Genomic DNA, 17,333 nt, shown 5'->3' with positions numbered 1-17,333 from the left:
GTGTGACGGTGCGGTGCAGTGAGCGTCGAACTGCGTGCGCCGAGTGCCTGTTCGAGGAATTTTGAGGGCGGGCGTGGTATGCCCGTGAAGCATTCGCGCATTTACGCGCTGCGGGCGTTTCAGGGGTTTTTTGGTGTCTATTACCGGCCAAACGAGTGGGGGGAGGACCCCTAGGAGGTGGACGACTTGACTCGTCTAGAGAAGCGACTAGCAGGCATTCTGCTGGCTCTGATCGCCGTGGCGGTGGTCGTCTCCATTGTCTTACACAGTTCCAATGGCGACCGATCGGGTCTGGACGGACGGAGCTACAAAGCGGGATACCACTCCTTCGGGGATGCATACCTGCCGAAGAGCGACGAGGACCGGAAGACCACCGAGGCCCAGTGCAACGACACCTGGTGGCGGGAAGCGACCAAAGGCGACGACCAGGCCGGCACGTACGACAAGCACAGTTGGGTCGTCGGCTGCGCCGACTACCTCGAACAGAGGAAGTCCCGCTTCTAGCCCGGTGGTGGAGCGGTCGAAAAGGTTGGGCCCCTGCTTCCCTCCGGAAGTGGGGGCTCCTGTCTGTGACTGCCCTTACTCTGTGGGCAGTCGTCGCAATTAATGGAGAATGAGATGGCGGACGTCAACAAGTTCCTTGAGGACTCAGTGCGTGCCAAGATCGCCTGGCTGCGAGATCGGGCTACCGAGATCCTCCGCGAGCCGGGGGAGAGCATTTACGATCCCGAAACGCGTGCAGGGGTGTTGCGCGAAGAGGCGGACCGCCGGGAGCGTCAGTTGGAGGGGTCGGGTGAGTGAGGAGGCGTCCGAAACACCGCAGTGGAACTTGCCGAGTTTCACGCTGCTGGTTTCTGACGCGCTAGCGGAGGCTGTGGCGTCGTATCTGACGGCGCTCGAAGACCGTGCCCCCGACATCGAGCGCACGAAAGTGCGCATGGAGGCGGCGCATGCTGCCTACGCCGAGTTGAAACAGGCTCGGATTACGGCGGCCGGCCGGCCGTCTGCTTGTCATGAGCCGCATGTGTGGGCACGGTCCTCGCTGGTGCTGGGCGTGTTCATGGACGAGGGAAAGCAGGTGGAAGTCTGGTTCCGGCCGTGCCGTGAGTGCGGTTCGGTGGAGGTGTGGACGACAAATGTCGTCACCATGCCGGATCGGAAGAAGGTCCAGGGCATCCTCAGATGACCCGGCTTACCGTTCGTGAGCGGCCCGTGGGTCGGTGGCAATGCACCGGCTGTCGGGCCGCTTTCGTTTCCGAGACCAGTCGACAGGGCTGAGTTCGCAGCCCCCTCATAGGCCCCGCTCCTATCTGAAGCTGGGGCCCTTTTTCATGCCCGAAAGGAGCCCCCGTGGGAGAGACATTCAGACAGCTACCTGAGCAGCAGCACCAGGCCGTGCTCGTCGCGGCGCAGCGGCCCGACCATCTGATCCCTGGTATCGAGGATGGGCACGTGCCCAGTACTCCAGTCGCACTTCGTGATCTGACGGGGCGACGGGCGGGGTGGGGGCGCCGGGGCATGGGCGAGGCCACCTGTTGATCATGGTGTTGTGACGCAACATGAAGATCAGGCGGCCTCTGCCGTCAGCATAGATCCCTCGCTGTTCCAGGAGAAGTTCGACGAGCTCTCCGCCGAGCTGGCCCCGCTGTTCGCCCGCCGCGAGCCTCGGGCACACGCCTGCGCGTACATGCGCGGCCTTCTGGCCGACCTGCCGCGCAAGAACTGCTGGACCGTGGCCGAGCACGCCGGGCAGACGCGGGCGTTCGGGATGCAGCGCCTGCTCTACCAGGCCACCTGGGACGAGGACGGCGCCCGCGACGCGGTGCGGGACTTCGCCATACGCCACCTGGCCGCGCCCGGGGCAGTGCTGGTCTTCGATGAGACCGGACAGGAGAAGAAGGGCACCGCCACCGCCGGGGTCGGACGCCAGTACACCGGCACCACCGGGCAGGTCAGCAACGCCGTGGTCGCCGTGTACTGCACCTACGCTAGCGCCCTGGGGCACTGCCTGATCGACGGCGACCTGTACGTCCAAGACCACTGGGCCAAGGACCCCGACCGGTGCGAACAGGCCGGACTGGGAAGGAACTTCACCTTCCGCACCAAGACCGCCATCGCCCTGGAGCAGGCCCGGCGCACGCTCGCCGTCGGCGTCGAGGTCGACTGGGCGGCGGGCGACGAGGTCTACGGCCGCAGCTCCAAGCTGCGCGGCTTCTTCGAGGAACAGGCCATCGGCTACGTCTTCGCCGTCGGCGTCAACTTCCAGGTGCCCACCGGAGCCGGGCCGATCCGGGCCGACCTGCTCGCGGCATGGAAGGTCCCCAAACGAGCGTGGAACCGACTCTCGTGCGGACAGGGCGCCAAGGGGCCACGCGCCTACGACTGGGCGCTGGTCGCCACGGCCGGCCCCCGGCACCATCTGCTGGTCCGCCGCTCCCTCACCGACCCCACCGACCTGGCCTTCTTCTACACCTACGTGCCACCGGGCCGGTCCATGGCACTGGCAGACCTCGTCAAGATCGCCGGGATCAGGTGGGCGGTGGAGGAGGACTTCGCCAACGGGAAGGACGCCGTCGGCCTGGACCACACCCAGGCCCGCCGCTACCGCTCCTGGCGCCGACACGTGGTGCTCGCGATGGCCGCGCTCGCCCTGCTCGCCGTGATCGCCAGCCTGGACCGACGCACCCATCCCGACCCGGTCCTGCCCACCGACGGAGCTGCCGAACCGCCCGAGGACTTCGGTCAGATTGCCCTGACCGTCACCGAGGCCCGCCGCCTGTTCCAACTGTTCACCGCTCTACTGCGGGACCTGCCCACCGCCCTGGCGACCCGCCGCATGGCCTTCCACCTGCAATGGTCCACCTGGCGACGTCGCCACCAAGCCCGCTCCCGCTGGCACCACTACAAGCGACGCCTCGCCGCCCTCGCCTGAACCCACGCCCCGACCACCCGTCAGATCACGAAGTGCGACTGGAGTACCAGGTCGGTGATCTTCAACAAGCGGACGCTGGTTGCGTTGTACCGGGCGGGGTTTGGGGTGGAGCGGCCGAGTGCGTTCTTCGACAGGACGTGGGCGTACGACGAGGATTCGTGTGCTTCGTTGTGGCTGACGCCGGCGGGCCGGGCGTACGCGCGGCAGTTCGGCGTGCCGGGTCGACGGCGCAAGGTCGTGGTCATCCAGTGTGGGGACAAGAAGGCTGAGCCGAGCTGGGAGAGGTATGGCTACCGGGGCGTGATACCGGCGGGCCAGTTGTACATCGGGCCGTATCACCGGTCGCTGAGGCTGGCCGCGAGCGCTCTGACCAATCCATATCTGACGTGGATCATGTCGGCGCGGTACGGCCTGGTGTCGTTGAAGCGTCCGCTGGGGCCGTATGACGTCAGGCTGGGCGATGCGAAGGCCGTCACGTCGGAGCAGATGGCCCGCCATACGGCGTCGCTCGATCTGGAGGACGCGGATGTGATCTTCCTGGGCAGCCGGGAGTACGCGGCGCTGTTCACCGAGTCGGTTCCCCACGCCTTCACTCCGCTGAGGGGTGACCTTCTCGCCCAGCGCTCGCAGTGTCGGGGGGTGCGGGAGAAGCCGGGCCTGGTGGATGCGTGGTGGGAGGCGGCGGCGACGCGTCGCCTGCGGATGGCTTTGGCTGCCTGACGGTTTGTTGTTCGGCCCCGCCTGGTCGCGGGGTTTTTTCATGCCCTCGTTCCGGCTGGAGCGGGGGCTTCGTCGCGTCTGAGAGGAGCGTCATGGAGATCCTGATGTCGTTTTTCGGTTCGCCATGGCGCGCGGTTGTGACCGACGTCGTGGTGACATCGTTTGGTATGTGGATGGTGAGCCGGTTGGGGAGGCCGCCGAAGGGGCGTCATCGGCGTCCGCGCCGGCCGGGTGATGTGTTGAGGTGGATCGGGTTGTCGAGGGCCGGGAAGGGGTTACTCCCTCGGCGCAGGGTCCTCGACGATCTCGGCGTCCATGATGCCCATCTGACCGAGGGCGTCTTGGGCTGACACTGTCCCGGCCGGCGAGAGGGCGGGGGGCCCATCGGAGCGTTGGCCGAAGAGGCGGGAGATGAGCCCGACCTCGCCGGCGCCCCCTTGCCCGCGGCTGTCCATCTTCATCGAGAAAGTGAAGCCCGCCTCCTCGATGTCCGCCTTGAGCTTCACGTACTTGGCGAGCCGGTCCATCTCGCTGGAGAGGTTGGGGTCGGCGTAGCCGCCTTCGACCTCTTCTGACATGCGCATCGAGAAGACGCGCATGGACTGCATGGTGATGAGTGAGTCGAGCAGTGCAATGTACTGCTCCTTGGTTTTGACCTTGATTGGCATCTCGTAGACACACGAGTCTCCGGGGGAGTACTCGGGGCATTTTTGGGCGAGGAAGCAGCCGTCGCAGACCCGGGTGTTGGGGTCGACGGCGTTGATGCGGTGCTCGGTGCGGGTTTTTCGTTCCCCGGTGTCGGGGTCGGTGTAGCGGTGGGTGAAGGCTTCGGTGGCGATGCCGGGCAGGAGCTTTTTCACCCGTTCGGCGGGGGGCCGGGTTGCCTGTTCGTTCTGCGGTTGTGAATGGATCGCCGTAACTGTGGCGAGGTGGTTTTCCCCGTTTGGGCCGGTGGTCTGTTCGGGGGTGGGAGTTACTGCGTTTCCATGGCGCTGTGAGATGTGTTCGATCTGGTGCTGCCAGGACCACAGGCTCAGGCGGAGGTTCTCGGTGGCGTCGTCGGCTTCGATGCGGTCGATGTCGAAGCCGGCCGAGGTGATGAGGGTGCGGTGGCGCTTGCGGGCCTGGGTCTTGTAGCGGGTGGGGTAGCGCTTCATCTCGGAGCCGGTCCAGATGAACGTCTCGCCGTGCTGGGCTGCGGAGAGCCAGGTGGTGGAGGAGACGGAGTATCAGTTGGCGGAGAGCATGAGCGGGGGGCTGGAGAAGCCCATGCCGTGCAGGCGGATGCTGCGGCTGATGGAGCGCAGCAGAGGGATGATGTCGCGGTCGCCGCAGGTGGCCTGTCCGACGGCGATGTAGGGGAACTGGTCGGCCATCTGCTTGAGGACGTCGATGCCCCAGTCTTCGTGCCAGACGACGATGGCCTTGTCGGGGTCGAGGTGCTGGCGGCGGTCTTCGATCCAGTCGCGGCCCATGGGCAGGGCGTCGAATTCGGTGTACGCCTGGACGCGGTCGAGGTTTTGTTCCACGAAGGCGTCGTAGTGGTCGGCGATGTCCTGGATTTCCTCGTGGGTGACCTCGACGCCGGTGCGGTTGAGGGTGTGGCAGCCACTGTCCAGCATCACCGACTGGTCGGGGGTGTAGTGGTCGTTGATCAGCCAGGGCTTGGAGAATTTCACCCGCCGGCGCAGTTCCATGTAGCTCATGCCGACGTGGGGCACGTTCTCGTCCGTGAGGAGGCGGCGGTGGGAGGGGATTTCCGCGCCGGCGAAATAGAAAATCACGGCGACTCCTCCTGGAAGACGGCGTCGAAGAAGCGGGTCCGGTCGAATCGGCGGTTGTCCATGACGAAGATGAGAGCCATTTCGTCCGCGAGTTCCTTGATGGCGTCCTGGGCCTCGGGATGCTCGCGCAGGGCGCGGCGCAATGCGGCGGCGAAACCCCGGTAGTGGATGCGGGACATGGCCACGGTCAGCGCTGCCCTTCTGCCTCGCGTTCGGCGCGGGTGCCTTGGAAGGCGGACGAGTGGACGGCGACATTCGCGGGTCTTCGAATTTAGTGGGGGTGCGCCTCCCGGCGGCTCCGGCGTGTGGTTGCACAGCGTGACCGGAGTCGTTGGTTGGCTCGGTTCCGGAAGCCGAAGGCGTTACGCGCTTCGAGTTTGATGAGGCGGTTGTTGCCTTCGGAGGCGGCGTTGGTGATTCCAGTGGTCAGGTAGGTCTCGATGCCGTCCCACCACTGCTCGATGGTCTCGGCGAGGGTGACGAGTTCGGGCAGGTGGGCGTGGTCGGCGACGTGGGCGAGGAAGCGGTGGCGGGCGGCGGAGATCGCGGAGTGGTCGGGGGTGGTGTGGGCGCGGCTGACGGCGAGGTGCAGGAGGTCGCGCAGGAGTTCTTTGGCCTGCCAGGCGGTGTAGATCTGTCGGCCGTAGGTGCCCATGTGGTCCAACTCGACCTTAAAGAGGGTGTGTTGGTCCTCGGTGAGGTCTTCTTTGTTTCGGCGCAGGAGTTTGCGGACGGTGTAGATGCTGTCGCCTTTGCGGGCTCGGCGGCCGTGCTGCTTCCAGGTGAGGCGGCGGCGCAGGTCGGCGAGGTGGCGCTGGGCGAGTTGGACGATGTGGAAGCAGTCGACGACCACGGCCGCATGCGGCAGGGCACGCTGGACGGCGGCACGGAAGGTGGAGCACAGGTCGATGGCGACGTAGCGGACCTGCTCGCGCCAGGAGGCGGGCTGGGCGGTGAGCCAGTCGGCGACCGAGGCCGCGTTACGGCCCTCGACCTGGCCGAACAGCCCTTGTCCGCCGATCGCGTCGACGAAACCGATGTGCCAGGCGTCCGCGACGAGTTCCCACTTCTCCGTGGCCGGGTTCTGCTTCCACACCGGCTTGCCCCGCCGGGTCTCGTCGATCCCTATCGCCGAGGTCGCGGGCGGGGTCTCGGGCAGGACCTGGGCGGCGTAGTCCTCGAAGCATTGCTGCACGATCGGCCAGCTCAGGTGCAGGTCGCGGCCGGCCTGCACGACGGTGCGGCCGCCGTCGCAGACCGCGGCCCCCGCCGCCTGGCGCAGGGCGGTGGTGGTGCGCATCCCCGCGGGCACCGCGCGTATCGCCTCGGTGAACGAGCCGCGTGGGCACGCGGGGTCGGTGCAGTGCCAGCGTGCCTTGCGCCATCGGATGCTCACCGGGCGCCCACCGCTGGGCAGGTGTCTGGGCCGGGTGGTGCGGTAGTCCTTCAGCCGGGTGGCGAAGACCCCGCAGGCGGGGCAGGCCCGGACGGAGTCCTCGTTCGTGACCACGTACACCGTCGAACCGCCCGCCCCATCGTCCTTGACCTGCGTCACACTCACCCCCTCCAGCCCCAGAAGTCGCGTTGCCGCCTCGTTGATCCCGGTATCGTCGATGTTCAAGCCCGTGGGGTTTCATGATCGGTTGCCTAGACAACAACCATGATCACGAAGGCCCGCGGGCTCCTTGCATCTGGGCCACCCGCACCCCAACCACCTCACACAGAGTGACCGGCCAGCCCGCCCGTCACCGCCGCACCCCCATCAAGTTCGAAGACCCACATTCGCGTACAGGCTCATGAAGGCCACCCAGAGGATGCTGTTGCGCCACCAGATGAGGGTGGGGATGGCCAGCAGTGCCCAGCCGACGGTGAGGGTCAGGTGCAGGCGGGACAGGATGCGGGCCTGGCGGTGGCGGTTCATTCGTCGATGAGGTCGACGACGGTGGCGCCGTCGTGTCCGTGGATGGCTAGGACGTCGTCGAGGCAGCTGTAGAAGGCGGTGGAGCGGATGCCGGTGTTCCAGCGCATGGCCACGGTTCCGTCGCTGAAGATGTCGCCGCCTGCGACGCGGCCGGTACCGGAGACACCCGTGACGTCCTTGCTGCGCAGCAGATAGAAGCGGGTGAGGGCGTCACTGCGGGCGTATCGGGGGGTGCTCATGACGACTCCGTGCTGTGGGGGGTGAGGCGGAGTGCGCTTTGGCGCTCGACGGCCTGGGTGAGGTCGTCCCAGGGGCGGGGGGAGCGGTCGTAGTCGGGGCGCCACTGGGGCTGGGTGTAGGCGGTGTGGGTGATCAGGGCGGTGCGCCAGCCGGCGTCCAGCTCGGCCGCGGCGCAGCTGGGGTCGGGTTCCAGGACGAGGCCGATGCGCCAGGAGCGGAGGCGTTCGAGGGCTTCGAGGCGGCCGGCGGGTCCGGGGTCGGTCTGGTGGAGGTAGTTGATGTGGCCGCGTAGGTCGCGTTTGGCAAGCCAGAGCCGGCACTGCTCTTCGGTCCAGGTGTGGGAGAGCAGGTACAGGCGGGCGTTCTTCGCGAGTGCCTGGTAGAGGCTCCAGCCGGTGTCGTAGTGGCCTTCGCCTTCGGGGGTTCGCAGGATGCCCTCGATGATCATGACTGCGGCTAGCGCAACGATCAGCTCCTACGCCTGAGAAGTCTCGAAAGCGTAGGAAAGTAGGATTTTTACTGGTTAATGGCGGGGTTCGGGCGGAGTGCTTCATTCAGGACATGCGCACGTCCCCCGCAAGTAACCCGCGCGGATCTACGCTGGGGTCGAACGACGCCCGAGCGGAGGGAGCACATATGCCTACTGGCAACCCCGAGGGCAAGAAGATCCCGCCGGATGAGAAGCGGCTCGGACCGGTGCTGCGCAGGCGCGGAGCGGTTCAGGCAAGCACCACGGACCAGCGACTGCTGGACGAGCGGGCCCCGACCGACTGGGTGCACACCGACCCGTGGCGGGCGCTGCGTATCCAGTCGGAATTCATCGAGGGCTTCGGCACCCTGGCCGAACTCCCGCCCGCGATCAGCGTGTTCGGCTCGGCCCGGACGCCCGTGGACTCGCCCGAGTACGACATGGGCGTGCGGCTCGGGCGCGGCCTGGCGGAGGCCGGCTGGGCGGTGATCACCGGCGGTGGGCCGGGAGCGATGGAGGCGGCGAACAAGGGCGCCTGCGAGGCTGGCGGCATCTCGGTGGGCCTCAACATCGAGCTGCCCTTCGAGCAGGGACTGAACCCCTACGTCGATATCGGCCTGAACTTTCGCTACTTTTTTGTGCGAAAAATGATGTTTGTTAAATATGCGCAAGGGTTCGTGGCGCTGCCGGGCGGCCTCGGCACCCTGGACGAACTCTTCGAGGCGCTGACCCTGGTCCAGACCCAGAAGGTGACCCGCTTCCCGATCGTCCTGTTCGGCAGCGCGTACTGGGGTGGCCTCGTGGACTGGCTGACGAACACTGTGATCGCCCAGGGCAAGGCCAAGAGTGCGGACCTGGCCCTGTTCTACGTCACCGACGACGTGGAGGAAGCCGTGGCGCTGGTGTCCAAGGAGGCACAGCGCTAACCGGAGGCCGTCACAGCTGGAGCTTGTCGCGGATCGACTGATGCTGGGCGGCCTGCTGCATCTGCGCGGTCATCGCCATGAGCTGGTGGGCGGTGATCGCGGCCTGCTTGCTGGCCTCGATATCGGAGACGACCTCGCTCGCGCCGAACTTCATCTCGATGACTGTCGCGGCGTGCTCGGTGGTGACGGGCTTGGTGAAGTCGCTGAGGGCTTCCCACTCGCCGTTTTGGTGCTGGACGACCATGAAGGCGGTGCGGGCCTGGAGGGTGCCGTCGGGGCCGTCGGGCGTGGGGGCAACGTCGCTTGGATAGTCTAAGATCGCCTATCATCTCGCTCTTGTGTCGAGGGGTCACATAGCTGGTGAGACGTACCCGGAGCGGATCCGGATGGGGCTGCTGTCGCGGACCTTTACGCCCGAGTTGGTTGACTTTGTGGTTGACGAGGCTGGGGCGCGGGAGGAGCGGACTCGGTCCTTGCCGTCGCGGCTGGTGGTGTACTTCGTGCTCACGATGTGGCTGTTCACGGGAAACGGATACGGGCTGGTGCTGCGGGAGTTGGTGGAGCATTGGCCGCGTCGACGGGGTGAGGAGTGGCGGCCGGCCGGCACGGGCTCACTGACGTTGGCCCGCCAGCGAGTGGGGCCCGGTCCGCTCCGGTTGTTGTTCGACCGGGTCGCAGGGGCGAGCGGGAGTCCGGCCACCCCCGGTGCCTTCTGGCGTGGCCTGCGCCTGGCTTCCCTGGATGGCTCCCTGCTCGACGTGCCGGACAGCGAGGCGAACGCCGCCGCCTACACCCGCGCCTCCAACGGAGGCCGGCCCGGTCCGTATCCGCAGGTACGGCTGCTGGCACTGGTGGAGTGCGGCACCAAGGCGATGATCGGCGCGGTCTTCGACTCCTTCGCGGTGGGTGAGCGGACCCTGGCACGGCGCCTGCTGGTGCACCTGCACACGGGGATGCTCGTGATGGCCGACCGAGGCTTTCCCGCCTTCGGCCTGTGGCAGGCCGCCGCGGACAGGGGCGCCCAACTCCTTTGGCGCGTCTCGGACTCCTTCACCTTGCCGGTGGATCACGTCCTGTCGGACGGCACCTACCTCTCCCACCTCAACGGCCCGCGCGGGGCGCGGATCACGGTGCGGGTGATCGAGTACACGGTGCTGACCACCACCCTCGATAAGGACGGGGCGAGCGGGGAGACCTCCGAGCTGTTCTGTCTGATCACCACGCTGCTCGACCCGGCCTCGGCGCCCGCCCGCGAGCTGGCGGAGCTGTACACGGCGCGCTGGACCAGCGAAACGATCTTCAAACACATCAAAATCGAGCAGCGCGGCGGGCGAACCGCCACCCTCCGCTCGAACAGCCCCGCCATGGTCGAGCAGGAACTGTGGGCCATGCTGTGCGTCTACCAGGCCCTCCACCAGCTGGCCGCCGATTCCGCCCACCGCGCCCACCTCCCCGTCTCGCACATCAGCTTCAAGCAGACCCTCGCCGCCGCCCGACGCTCCGTCGGCGCGGACTTTTCCCCCTCGCCAGCTGACCGCCAAGGTCCGTGACGTCCAGGACGACCTGATCCGCGAGGCCGTCAAGCCCCGCCCCGGACGCGCCGCACCCCGCGCCACCAAGCGCAGCGGCACCGGCTACCGCAGCCTGCGACCCGACGAACCGGCCACCACCCACGTCACCCACACCATCGAGCTCCAGCTCTTCCCCCAAGACCAACGCCCCGCACCACCGAACAGCCCAGCCATCCCGCAGATCACCACATATGACGAGACGTCGCCTCCGCCTCGACAGATGGCATCAGCTGCCTAAATCAAGCGACGTTGGGCGTGGGGGTGTCGAAGGGCACGGGGGCTCCTGGTCTGTGTCAGTAGAAGTACTTGCCGTAGACGTCGAGTTCTTCTTTTTCTTGGGCTTTTTCGGCGCGCTGGGCTGCTCTGCGTTCGCGGTCGCGGGCTCGGATGCAGGTGATGCATTCGCGGCGGCCGGTGTGCCAGCGGGTGTTTTCTTCGGTGTATTCGTGTCCTTTGGGGCAGTGTGTCTTGCGTGCGTTGCGGGCGGAGAAGGATTCGCCGCGTTCGACGTTCTCGGTGGCCGGTACGGGTTCGAGGTGGTCGGGATTGCAGCAGGCGCGAATGCGGCAGAGGTGGTCGACGCGCCAGCCGGGGGGAACGATTTTCTCGTTGGCGAGTTCCCAGGCGATGATGTGGGTGCCCTTTGTGCGGCCGTTGGGGAGGCGGAATTTTCCGTATCCGTAGTCGTCTTTGGCGCCCGTCCAGATGTGGCAGTCGTCGTATTCGGTGCCCTGGTCGACCTTGTCGAAGAAGCGTTTCGTCCAGTCGGTTTCGGGCGGCCGGCGACGGTTCACTTGTCGAGCCCCAGTTGGGAGCGCACCTTCTGCTCGTTGACGGAGCGGATGGGGCAGTAGTCGCACAGGTAGCGCTGGTTGGTGGGGTTGGACTTGTCCCACTTGGGCAGGCCCTCGCTCTTTCGGTCGCCGGCGGTGGGCGGCGTGAGGAGTTTCTTGTCCGAGTGGAAGTCGGAGCAGGTCTCGGGCCGGTGGCCGGAGCGCCAGCACTGCATGGCGTCCGCTTTGAGGGTGTTGACGGCCTCGTAGACCCACGGTTCCATTCCGGTGGCGCCGTTTTCCTGCCAGACCCGCTTGAGGATTTCCTCGCGGACTTCGGAGGAGGAGTGCCAGCGGTCCTCGGATACGCCTTCGATCGGGTAGAGCCGACCGAAATGCCGTTCCCCGTTGGGGTACTGGTGCTTGGCTGCGGCGTATTCGAGGACCGTGTCTGCGCGAGGGTCTCCCTCGTATGCGGGGAGGACTTCAGTGGTGTGGCAGTCCTTGCACAGGAGAAGGCGGATCTGCGTCATGCGGCGACGCTAATACCACCCATTTTTTGTCCAGAAATACCAGGCGTCGCACGGGGTTCCGTACCGCTGCTCGATATAAGAAAGCCCCCACCGCATTTGCGTGAGGGGGTTGGTGCGCCAGTCGCTGCCGGCCGATTCCATCTTCGATCCCGGCAGTGCCTGGAACAGGCCGTAGGCGCCCGAGGAGGGGTTGCTGGCGGTGTAGACCCAGCCGCTTTCCCGATCGAGGATCTTGTCCAGGCACGTGTACTCGCTGTCCGAGAGCTGGGAGCGGGCGTAGCTCTTGGCCCCGGCCAGCGATGGGGCGAGGGTCGGCCGCTCGGAGGCGCGGGTGGCGCGCTCGGGGCTGGCGGCGGGCCGAGGGATGGGCCGCTCGGTGGGCCGCTGGCTGCTCGGCGGAGGGGCAACCGCGCGGGGCGGTGAACTGTGTGGCGCCGCCTGGTGCTTGGGGGCCCGGGGCAGTCTGTGCGGGTCGCTGACCGCGAAGGTGCTGGGGGCCGGGGGCTGCACGGTGGGCTGGGCTGGCGGGGGCGGGGGGGGCCGGGATCGGCGGTCGCGGCGCTGAGGGTGAAAACGCTGAGCAGGAGGAGCGCTAGGGCGGCTGCCGCCGTGGTGCGGCAGGTGCGCCAGGAGAGGTCCGGGAGCGTGGGCCGGGACACGAGGTGTCCTTTCAACGGGGACATGACCCCGGCCATCCCGCGGGCGTTCCGGCAAGCCTTCACCGTAAACCGGCACAAAATCGCGGCGGTAGCGCCACACAAGCGAAGGCCCCGGCCGTATCGACCGGGGCCCCGCCCATGTGGTGTTCTGTTGGAGGATACAGAGGGGTGCCCGCCCACCGGGCTCTGCCTCAGCCGATCGTCACGGTGACACCGTGGCCGATCCCGATCAGTACCGCCGCGATGACGCCCACCGTCACCAGGATGCTGATCAGACGGACCGTCCGGCGCTCCTCCTTGATGGCGAACCGGACGGTCCGCCACCACTCCTTGCCCAACTTCAAGCCGCTCACCTCCCCTGATTCGAAGCTGAGTTGAGCGTCGCAGGGCTCGGAATGGGCGTGACGGGACGATACGCTGAGCACCACCGCTTTCCACCGTGTTACAGGACGTTCCAAGGAGCAGGGTGCCGGCACAGATCCCCAACCTGGATGACGCAACGGCAGACGTTGTTCAGATCTACCTGGTGTGGGTGCGCCGGTTGCACACGGAGGCGGGAGGGCCGACCTCGCGGGAGATGGCCGAGGCGCTCGAATGCAGCCACCCGACGGCGAACAAGCTGTTGAAGGCGCCCACGAAGAACAGGGCGATGACGTTCAGGCTGATCAAGTGGCTGGCGGAGGCAGCGCCCGACGCCAAAGAGCACTCCGCCGAGTGGTGGCGCACGTACCTGGAGGGCATTCACCAACTGTTGGAGGTGGTATCCCCCGATGCCACCCCACCAGCGAAGAAGGCGGCTACCAAGGTCGTCGAGCATGAGCCGCCGCAGGCGGAGGAGACTAAGGCAGATGCGCCAATCTCGACGGGTGATGCGCCAATTAAGGCAATCGCCGCTCCCGCTCGATCGACGGGCACAGGGCCCCGGCGTTCAGGCGGGTTGTCCCGGTTCACGGTGATCGGTGGGGCGGGAGAGCGGGAAGCAAGCGGACACGGCCCCTTGTGGATCATGGAGGTGTCGAAGCTTCACGATCTGCAAGGATGCCGTGTCCGTTGCTCCATCATCTCCCACGCCCGCTGCCGTACCATCAGCCGCCCCGTGTCAGGTACCGGCCGGTGTCCAGGGCGAGGAAGTAACCGTTCTGCTGGCCGAGTTCGCCCGCATCCCCGATCCCCGTGCCGAGCGCGGGCGCCGCTTCCCGTTACCGTCTGTCCTGGCGTTGTCCGTGTGCGCGCTGACTCCGGCGGGCAACGACTCGCTCACCGCGGCCGCCGAGTGGTGCAGGCGCGCCACCGACGACGAACTCGCAGCCTTCCAGCTCCCGTATGACCTGATCGCGGGCGGCTACCGCGTGCCCAGCGAAAAGACCCTCCGCCGGGTGTTGGGCCTGCTCGATCCGGCCCGCCTGAGCACTGCGGCCTTCGCCTACCTGCGTCCCCTACTGCCTGGGCCCGGGCAGACGACAGCCGGCGCCCGTGTCACGCCGGACGGGCTCGACGAGCGTGAGCAGCGCCGCCGCCACGGTGAGGCCGCCGACGAGGACCGCCCCGCCCCACGCCGCCACGCTATAGCGGTCGACGGCAAGTGCCTTCGTGGCGCCCGCCGCCCCGACGGCAGCCACGTCTTCGTCCTCTCGGCCGTCACCCACGGCGACGGCATCACACTCGCCTCCCGCGAGATCGGCGCCAAGACCAACGAAATCCCGGAGTTCGCCCCGCTCCTCGACCAGATCGACGACACCGACCTGACCGGCGCGATCGTCACCGTGGACGCCCTGCACGCCCAACGCGACCATGCCACCTACCTGGTCGAACAGCGCGGCGCTCACTACCTGTTCACGATCAAGGGGAACCAGAAGAAGCTGGCCCGCCAGCTGCACGCCCTGCCCTGGAAGGACATCCCTGTCGTCCACCGCGACGACACCACCGGCCACGGCCGCAATGAACGCCGGCTCGTACAGGTCGCCACCGTCAACAACCTGCTGTTCCCCCACGCCCGCCAAGTCCTGCGTATCCAGCGCAAGCGACGTGCGGCCGGGCAGAGACGCTGGCGCACCGAGACCGTCTACGCGATCACCGACCTGCCCGCCGAGCAGGCCACCGCGGCTGAGATCGCCTCTTGGGCCCGCGGCCACTGGACCGTGGAGAACACCGTGCACTGGTGCCGCGATGTCACCTTCGGCGAGGACGCCAGCCAGGTCCGCCGCCACCACACCCCCGCCGTCCTGGCCGTCCTGCGCGACCTGATCCGTTCCGCTCTCAAGCTCGCCGGCTGGGCCAACATCGCCGCCGCCCGACGCGCCCACACCGACCGGCACCGCGTCCTCGCGCTCTATGGACTCACGTGATCACGAACCCGGACATCCAACCTGAACGCCGGGGCCCTGTCGACGGGCAGGTCGGGGTTCGGGCGTATATACAAGCCCATTCCGACCGACGCGCCGCAAGAACTGCGAGACTACCTAGAGAGGCTCCGGACTCTCCGAGCATTGGCTGGTCACCCGGGGTACAGGGAGATAGCTGCGGAGCTTGGGTGTCACGCGTCCACGGTCGCGCGAATGTTTCAGGAATACCCCTGGAACGAGGCTCTAGCGTTTAAGCTGTTTCGTTTTCTTGCAGACTCCGATAGCAGCATTTCCGAAGACGAGCGGAAAATCCTCTACAACCAAACATGTCACAGCCTAGCGGCGGCAAAAGCTGCGCTCGCTTCCCCTGACACGCTGTCCATGGCGCCGGGGACGGAGGGCCGCTCGGTTCCGGAGTCCGTGACAAAACGTGCTCTATGGGCGTACGGCGACGTGTCAGGTAGTGACATACCGATGCCGAGCCTTGTGGTGCAAGGGGGCAAGGACACCCTGCGGTCCGAATTCTGGCATATTTTCGGACCCCATGCCCCGCCTCATACCGACGTGATCTTGGATTGAGTGCCTTCGGTATTCTTCAATCGTTGGCGCCGGACTTTAAACCTCTACAAGGTCGCCGACGTGATATTCGTTACGGCGCAGGGCCATACCGGGCCGCTGCACGCGCCGCGTTCCGTGGCTCGGTTCCGGACCCGACGACGCTGTTCGCTGTGGTTGACGGATTCGAGTCGGCGCAAGCCACCTCCAACGGTGTCGTCCTTCAGCGAAGGACCATCAACGGATATGAGAGCGAGACTCTTGTCAGCTTTCGAGAGGACCTTTTGATGCGCTTTGAGCGTGTAGTGGTGCTCTTGGTCGGCGAAGTGTACGAACCTCGTCCGCACTTGCAGGTCAGTATAAACAATCTGATGAGAGGTCTTCGTGGTAGTGAAGTGCTGATCGTAGAGGTCGCGCCCTCGGAGGGTGTAGAGCGAGTGATCGAGGCGATGTGGAACGCCGTGAAGACGGGCAAGATCGATTCGCCTCTTGGTGCTCTCGATCAACTGGCGCTTGCCGTCGAAGAAGTGCCCGAGGTGGCACGAGCTCTCACGCTACGCGCTAATTTTCCAGGTGTGTAGATGATTTGGTGTCGTACATCGGCGGGCGAGCGAGGCCGAGAAACCAGCCGAAGGTGGGGTTCACCTTCGCTTCGAGGACGCGGAAGAGGCTGTAGTAGGCAAGGCTGAAGAAGGCGACGAGGGCCTGAGAGAGGGCGGCCTCATCGACGTGGACATACACGTGGGCGAGCAGGGCCACGACCCAGCCGACGATCAGCGGGACGGCGGTACGCCACAGGCCGCACAGGACGTCGTACACGCTCATATTCATGCCGCCTTCGCTTCCAGAGCGGCCAGGCGCTGCTCCTGCGCCGCGACGAGCTTTTCCAGAGCGGCCACCCTCGACTCGATGGTGGGCACGGGCATCGGGGTCGGGGTGGGGGCTGGGGTGGTGGGGCTCCAGTTGGCGGGGTGCTTGAGCCGTTCACCGATGCGGTCGCGGATGGAGGGCATCGTGAACCCCTTGGGGTCGCTCTTCTGGTCGGACCATTCCAGGTGGCCGATCACGGACCGAGGGCCCCAGGCGTGGGCCCGGCACACCGCGGCGCCGGCCCGGACGATCGTTTCGACCTGCTTGGCGGGCCAGGGGTCCTTTCCGTCGCCCGCGTTTTCGTACTCGAACCCGTAAAACCGGGCGTTGCCATCGACGGCTCCGGCGTCGCCTTCGCCTTTGTGGGTGGCCGGCGGGATGGTCATGTAGGACTCGGCGATGACCGCGTTGAGGACGTCGTTGTCGCCACCGCCGGCGTGGTTGGCGCGACCGTAGCCGACCAGGTAGACCACGCCGTCCTTACCGATGACGCCGTGGCACAGCGGGCCGGGCAGAGAGCTGTATCCGTCGCGGCAGATCTGGACGTTCTTGGAGGTGCCGCCCAGGGTGGCGGTGTGGTGGACGACGACGCCGTTGACGGGCCCCCAGGCGCCGTGTCCGGCCCTGTTGTGGGTCGTCCAGGAGCCGACCTCGACCACGGAGATGCCCTCGGCCCGAAGAGCGTTCAGGAACGCGGTGGCGGTCAGGGGATTGGCCATTACTGGACCACCTCCGGCCAGGCCCAGCAGTTGCCCTCGTCGCCCTCCTTGCGGGAGGTGGCCCAGTAGACGTCGTTGCCATCGAGCTGGCACTGAAGGTTGACCACGCCGCCTTGCCAGACGCGGACGATGACGGCCGGGACCTGCTGCCCCTCTTCGGCCTGGTTGCCGACGTGGGTGATGACTCCGGTGTTGTTGGCGTAGGAGGCGGAGTTGTAGGCGTCCTTGCGCCGCTTGTTGATGGCCTGCGCGTCGTACTCGCTCAGGCGGTAGAGCACAGTACGGCCGAGGGTGGGTTCGGGCATCAGGAAGCGGCCTT

Annotated in this window: 26 protein-coding genes and 1 pseudogene; 10 read left to right on the top strand and 17 right to left on the bottom strand. The window is 66.6% G+C overall.

All coding sequences use genetic code 11. The annotated features are described in order from the left end of the window. The first annotated feature begins 186 nt into the window (after positions 1 to 186). From ACQEXA_RS17135 to ACQEXA_RS17120, 4 genes are all read left to right on the top strand, one after another. Positions 187 to 504 carry a hypothetical protein gene (locus ACQEXA_RS17135; RefSeq protein ID WP_432933519.1) on the top strand — a complete coding sequence of 106 codons (318 nt, stop codon included), beginning with the start codon at positions 187 to 189 and terminating at the stop codon, positions 502 to 504. Positions 505 to 618: 114 nt separating this feature from the next. Beyond that, positions 619 to 801 carry a hypothetical protein gene (locus tag ACQEXA_RS17130; RefSeq protein WP_432933521.1) on the top strand — a complete coding sequence of 61 codons (183 nt, stop codon included), beginning with the start codon at positions 619 to 621 and terminating at the stop codon, positions 799 to 801. Beyond that, entirely contained in the window at positions 794 to 1,186 is a 393-nt protein-coding gene (locus tag ACQEXA_RS17125) for a hypothetical protein (protein ID WP_432933522.1), read from the top strand. The genes ACQEXA_RS17130 and ACQEXA_RS17125 overlap by 8 nt, the downstream gene beginning before the upstream one ends. Before the next feature lie 363 nt (positions 1,187 to 1,549). Then, the gene (locus ACQEXA_RS17120; RefSeq protein ID WP_433130520.1) at positions 1,550 to 2,932 is read left to right on the top strand and encodes an IS701 family transposase; all 1,383 of its coding nucleotides are present in this window, start codon (positions 1,550 to 1,552) and stop codon (positions 2,930 to 2,932) included. A 20-nt stretch (positions 2,933 to 2,952) separates the two neighbouring features. Here ACQEXA_RS17120 and ACQEXA_RS17115 read toward each other — a convergent pair whose 3' ends face one another. Then, a complete protein-coding gene (locus tag ACQEXA_RS17115; protein WP_433130518.1) occupies positions 2,953 to 3,177 on the bottom strand; it encodes a hypothetical protein in 225 nt (74 codons plus the stop codon). Here ACQEXA_RS17115 and ACQEXA_RS17110 point away from each other — a divergent pair. Then, positions 3,170 to 3,652, top strand: coding sequence for a DUF6884 domain-containing protein (locus tag ACQEXA_RS17110; protein ID WP_433130516.1), 483 nt, complete (start codon positions 3,170 to 3,172; stop codon positions 3,650 to 3,652). The genes ACQEXA_RS17115 and ACQEXA_RS17110 overlap by 8 nt on opposite strands. Positions 3,653 to 3,927: 275 nt before the next feature. Here the strand turns inward: ACQEXA_RS17110 and ACQEXA_RS17105 are convergent, their stop codons facing one another. From ACQEXA_RS17105 to ACQEXA_RS17075, 7 genes are all read right to left on the bottom strand, one after another. Then, complete coding sequence (locus tag ACQEXA_RS17105) at positions 3,928 to 4,809, bottom strand: hypothetical protein (protein ID WP_433130514.1); 882 nt, start codon at positions 4,807 to 4,809, stop codon at positions 3,928 to 3,930. Between the two features lie 72 nt (positions 4,810 to 4,881). Next, positions 4,882 to 5,436 (bottom strand): hypothetical protein, encoded by a 555-nt coding sequence (locus ACQEXA_RS17100; RefSeq protein WP_433130512.1) that lies wholly within the window; start codon positions 5,434 to 5,436, stop codon positions 4,882 to 4,884. Beyond that, on the bottom strand, positions 5,433 to 5,615 hold the full coding sequence (locus ACQEXA_RS17095) for a hypothetical protein (RefSeq protein ID WP_432933530.1): 183 nt from the start codon (positions 5,613 to 5,615) through the stop codon (positions 5,433 to 5,435). The genes ACQEXA_RS17100 and ACQEXA_RS17095 overlap by 4 nt, the downstream gene beginning before the upstream one ends. Positions 5,616 to 5,707: 92 nt before the next feature. Continuing rightward, positions 5,708 to 7,057 (bottom strand): ISL3 family transposase, encoded by a 1,350-nt coding sequence (locus ACQEXA_RS17090; protein WP_433130510.1) that lies wholly within the window; start codon positions 7,055 to 7,057, stop codon positions 5,708 to 5,710. Positions 7,058 to 7,198: 141 nt separating this feature from the next. Further along, positions 7,199 to 7,357 carry a hypothetical protein gene (locus ACQEXA_RS17085; protein WP_433130508.1) on the bottom strand — a complete coding sequence of 53 codons (159 nt, stop codon included), beginning with the start codon at positions 7,355 to 7,357 and terminating at the stop codon, positions 7,199 to 7,201. Then, positions 7,354 to 7,596, bottom strand: coding sequence for a hypothetical protein (locus ACQEXA_RS17080; protein ID WP_432933534.1), 243 nt, complete (start codon positions 7,594 to 7,596; stop codon positions 7,354 to 7,356). The genes ACQEXA_RS17085 and ACQEXA_RS17080 overlap by 4 nt, the downstream gene beginning before the upstream one ends. Continuing rightward, entirely contained in the window at positions 7,593 to 8,045 is a 453-nt protein-coding gene (locus tag ACQEXA_RS17075; RefSeq protein ID WP_432933536.1) for a hypothetical protein, read from the bottom strand. Before ACQEXA_RS17075 ends, ACQEXA_RS17080 begins: the two co-directional genes overlap by 4 nt. Positions 8,046 to 8,233: 188 nt before the next feature. Between ACQEXA_RS17075 and ACQEXA_RS17070 the strand changes: the two genes are divergently transcribed. Next, positions 8,234 to 8,992, top strand: a complete 759-nt coding sequence (locus tag ACQEXA_RS17070) for a TIGR00730 family Rossman fold protein (RefSeq protein ID WP_433130506.1) — start codon at positions 8,234 to 8,236, stop codon at positions 8,990 to 8,992. Positions 8,993 to 9,002: 10 nt separating this feature from the next. Here the strand turns inward: ACQEXA_RS17070 and ACQEXA_RS17065 are convergent, their stop codons facing one another. Next, positions 9,003 to 9,236 (bottom strand): hypothetical protein, encoded by a 234-nt coding sequence (locus ACQEXA_RS17065; RefSeq protein WP_433130503.1) that lies wholly within the window; start codon positions 9,234 to 9,236, stop codon positions 9,003 to 9,005. A 142-nt stretch (positions 9,237 to 9,378) separates the two neighbouring features. Between ACQEXA_RS17065 and ACQEXA_RS17060 the strand changes: the two genes are divergently transcribed. Beyond that, positions 9,379 to 10,542, top strand: a complete 1,164-nt coding sequence (locus ACQEXA_RS17060) for an IS4 family transposase (protein WP_432933394.1) — start codon at positions 9,379 to 9,381, stop codon at positions 10,540 to 10,542. A gap of 314 nt (positions 10,543 to 10,856) precedes the next feature. Here the strand turns inward: ACQEXA_RS17060 and ACQEXA_RS17055 are convergent, their stop codons facing one another. The 5 genes and pseudogenes from ACQEXA_RS17055 to ACQEXA_RS17035 form a co-directional block, all read right to left on the bottom strand. Further along, positions 10,857 to 11,357: an HNH endonuclease signature motif containing protein gene (locus ACQEXA_RS17055; protein ID WP_432933542.1), complete on the bottom strand. Its 501-nt coding sequence runs from the start codon at positions 11,355 to 11,357 to the stop codon at positions 10,857 to 10,859. Then, positions 11,354 to 11,869 (bottom strand): hypothetical protein, encoded by a 516-nt coding sequence (locus tag ACQEXA_RS17050; protein WP_432933544.1) that lies wholly within the window; start codon positions 11,867 to 11,869, stop codon positions 11,354 to 11,356. Before ACQEXA_RS17050 ends, ACQEXA_RS17055 begins: the two co-directional genes overlap by 4 nt. A gap of 9 nt (positions 11,870 to 11,878) precedes the next feature. Beyond that, positions 11,879 to 12,100, bottom strand: a pseudogene (locus ACQEXA_RS17045) (lytic transglycosylase domain-containing protein); the annotation flags it as partial. A gap of 619 nt (positions 12,101 to 12,719) precedes the next feature. After that, the gene (locus ACQEXA_RS17040; protein WP_432940065.1) at positions 12,720 to 12,872 is read right to left on the bottom strand and encodes a hypothetical protein; all 153 of its coding nucleotides are present in this window, start codon (positions 12,870 to 12,872) and stop codon (positions 12,720 to 12,722) included. 175 nt (positions 12,873 to 13,047) lie between these two features. Beyond that, on the bottom strand, positions 13,048 to 13,269 hold the full coding sequence (locus tag ACQEXA_RS17035) for a hypothetical protein (protein ID WP_432933545.1): 222 nt from the start codon (positions 13,267 to 13,269) through the stop codon (positions 13,048 to 13,050). Between the two features lie 302 nt (positions 13,270 to 13,571). Here ACQEXA_RS17035 and ACQEXA_RS17030 point away from each other — a divergent pair, with 302 nt between their 5' ends. The 3 genes from ACQEXA_RS17030 to ACQEXA_RS17020 all read left to right on the top strand — a co-directional run bounded on the left by ACQEXA_RS17030 (position 13,572) and on the right by ACQEXA_RS17020 (position 16,006). Continuing rightward, complete coding sequence (locus tag ACQEXA_RS17030) at positions 13,572 to 14,873, top strand: ISAs1 family transposase (protein ID WP_432923114.1); 1,302 nt, start codon at positions 13,572 to 13,574, stop codon at positions 14,871 to 14,873. A gap of 210 nt (positions 14,874 to 15,083) precedes the next feature. Then, positions 15,084 to 15,449 (top strand): hypothetical protein, encoded by a 366-nt coding sequence (locus tag ACQEXA_RS17025; RefSeq protein ID WP_433130501.1) that lies wholly within the window; start codon positions 15,084 to 15,086, stop codon positions 15,447 to 15,449. Next, positions 15,446 to 16,006 carry a hypothetical protein gene (locus ACQEXA_RS17020; RefSeq protein WP_433130499.1) on the top strand — a complete coding sequence of 187 codons (561 nt, stop codon included), beginning with the start codon at positions 15,446 to 15,448 and terminating at the stop codon, positions 16,004 to 16,006. The genes ACQEXA_RS17025 and ACQEXA_RS17020 overlap by 4 nt, the downstream gene beginning before the upstream one ends. On the opposite strand, the gene ACQEXA_RS17015 is transcribed toward ACQEXA_RS17020, so the two are convergent. Genes ACQEXA_RS17015 through ACQEXA_RS17005 form a run of 3 tightly spaced genes read right to left on the bottom strand, consistent with a single transcriptional unit; the run spans position 15,987 to position 17,319 of the window. Then, positions 15,987 to 16,250 (bottom strand): hypothetical protein, encoded by a 264-nt coding sequence (locus ACQEXA_RS17015; RefSeq protein WP_432933548.1) that lies wholly within the window; start codon positions 16,248 to 16,250, stop codon positions 15,987 to 15,989. The genes ACQEXA_RS17020 and ACQEXA_RS17015 overlap by 20 nt on opposite strands. A gap of 2 nt (positions 16,251 to 16,252) precedes the next feature. Further along, positions 16,253 to 17,014, bottom strand: a complete 762-nt coding sequence (locus ACQEXA_RS17010) for an N-acetylmuramoyl-L-alanine amidase (protein WP_433130497.1) — start codon at positions 17,012 to 17,014, stop codon at positions 16,253 to 16,255. Continuing rightward, the gene (locus tag ACQEXA_RS17005; RefSeq protein WP_432933552.1) at positions 17,014 to 17,319 is read right to left on the bottom strand and encodes a hypothetical protein; all 306 of its coding nucleotides are present in this window, start codon (positions 17,317 to 17,319) and stop codon (positions 17,014 to 17,016) included. Before ACQEXA_RS17005 ends, ACQEXA_RS17010 begins: the two co-directional genes overlap by 1 nt. Positions 17,320 to 17,333 lie beyond the last annotated feature (14 nt).

The organism is Streptomyces sp. CA-106110 (assembly GCF_050936285.1).
Classification (GTDB): domain Bacteria; phylum Actinomycetota; class Actinomycetes; order Streptomycetales; family Streptomycetaceae; genus Streptomyces.
The sequence above is the reverse complement of the archived record's forward strand: the minus strand, read 5'-3'. Positions and strand labels throughout refer to the sequence as shown.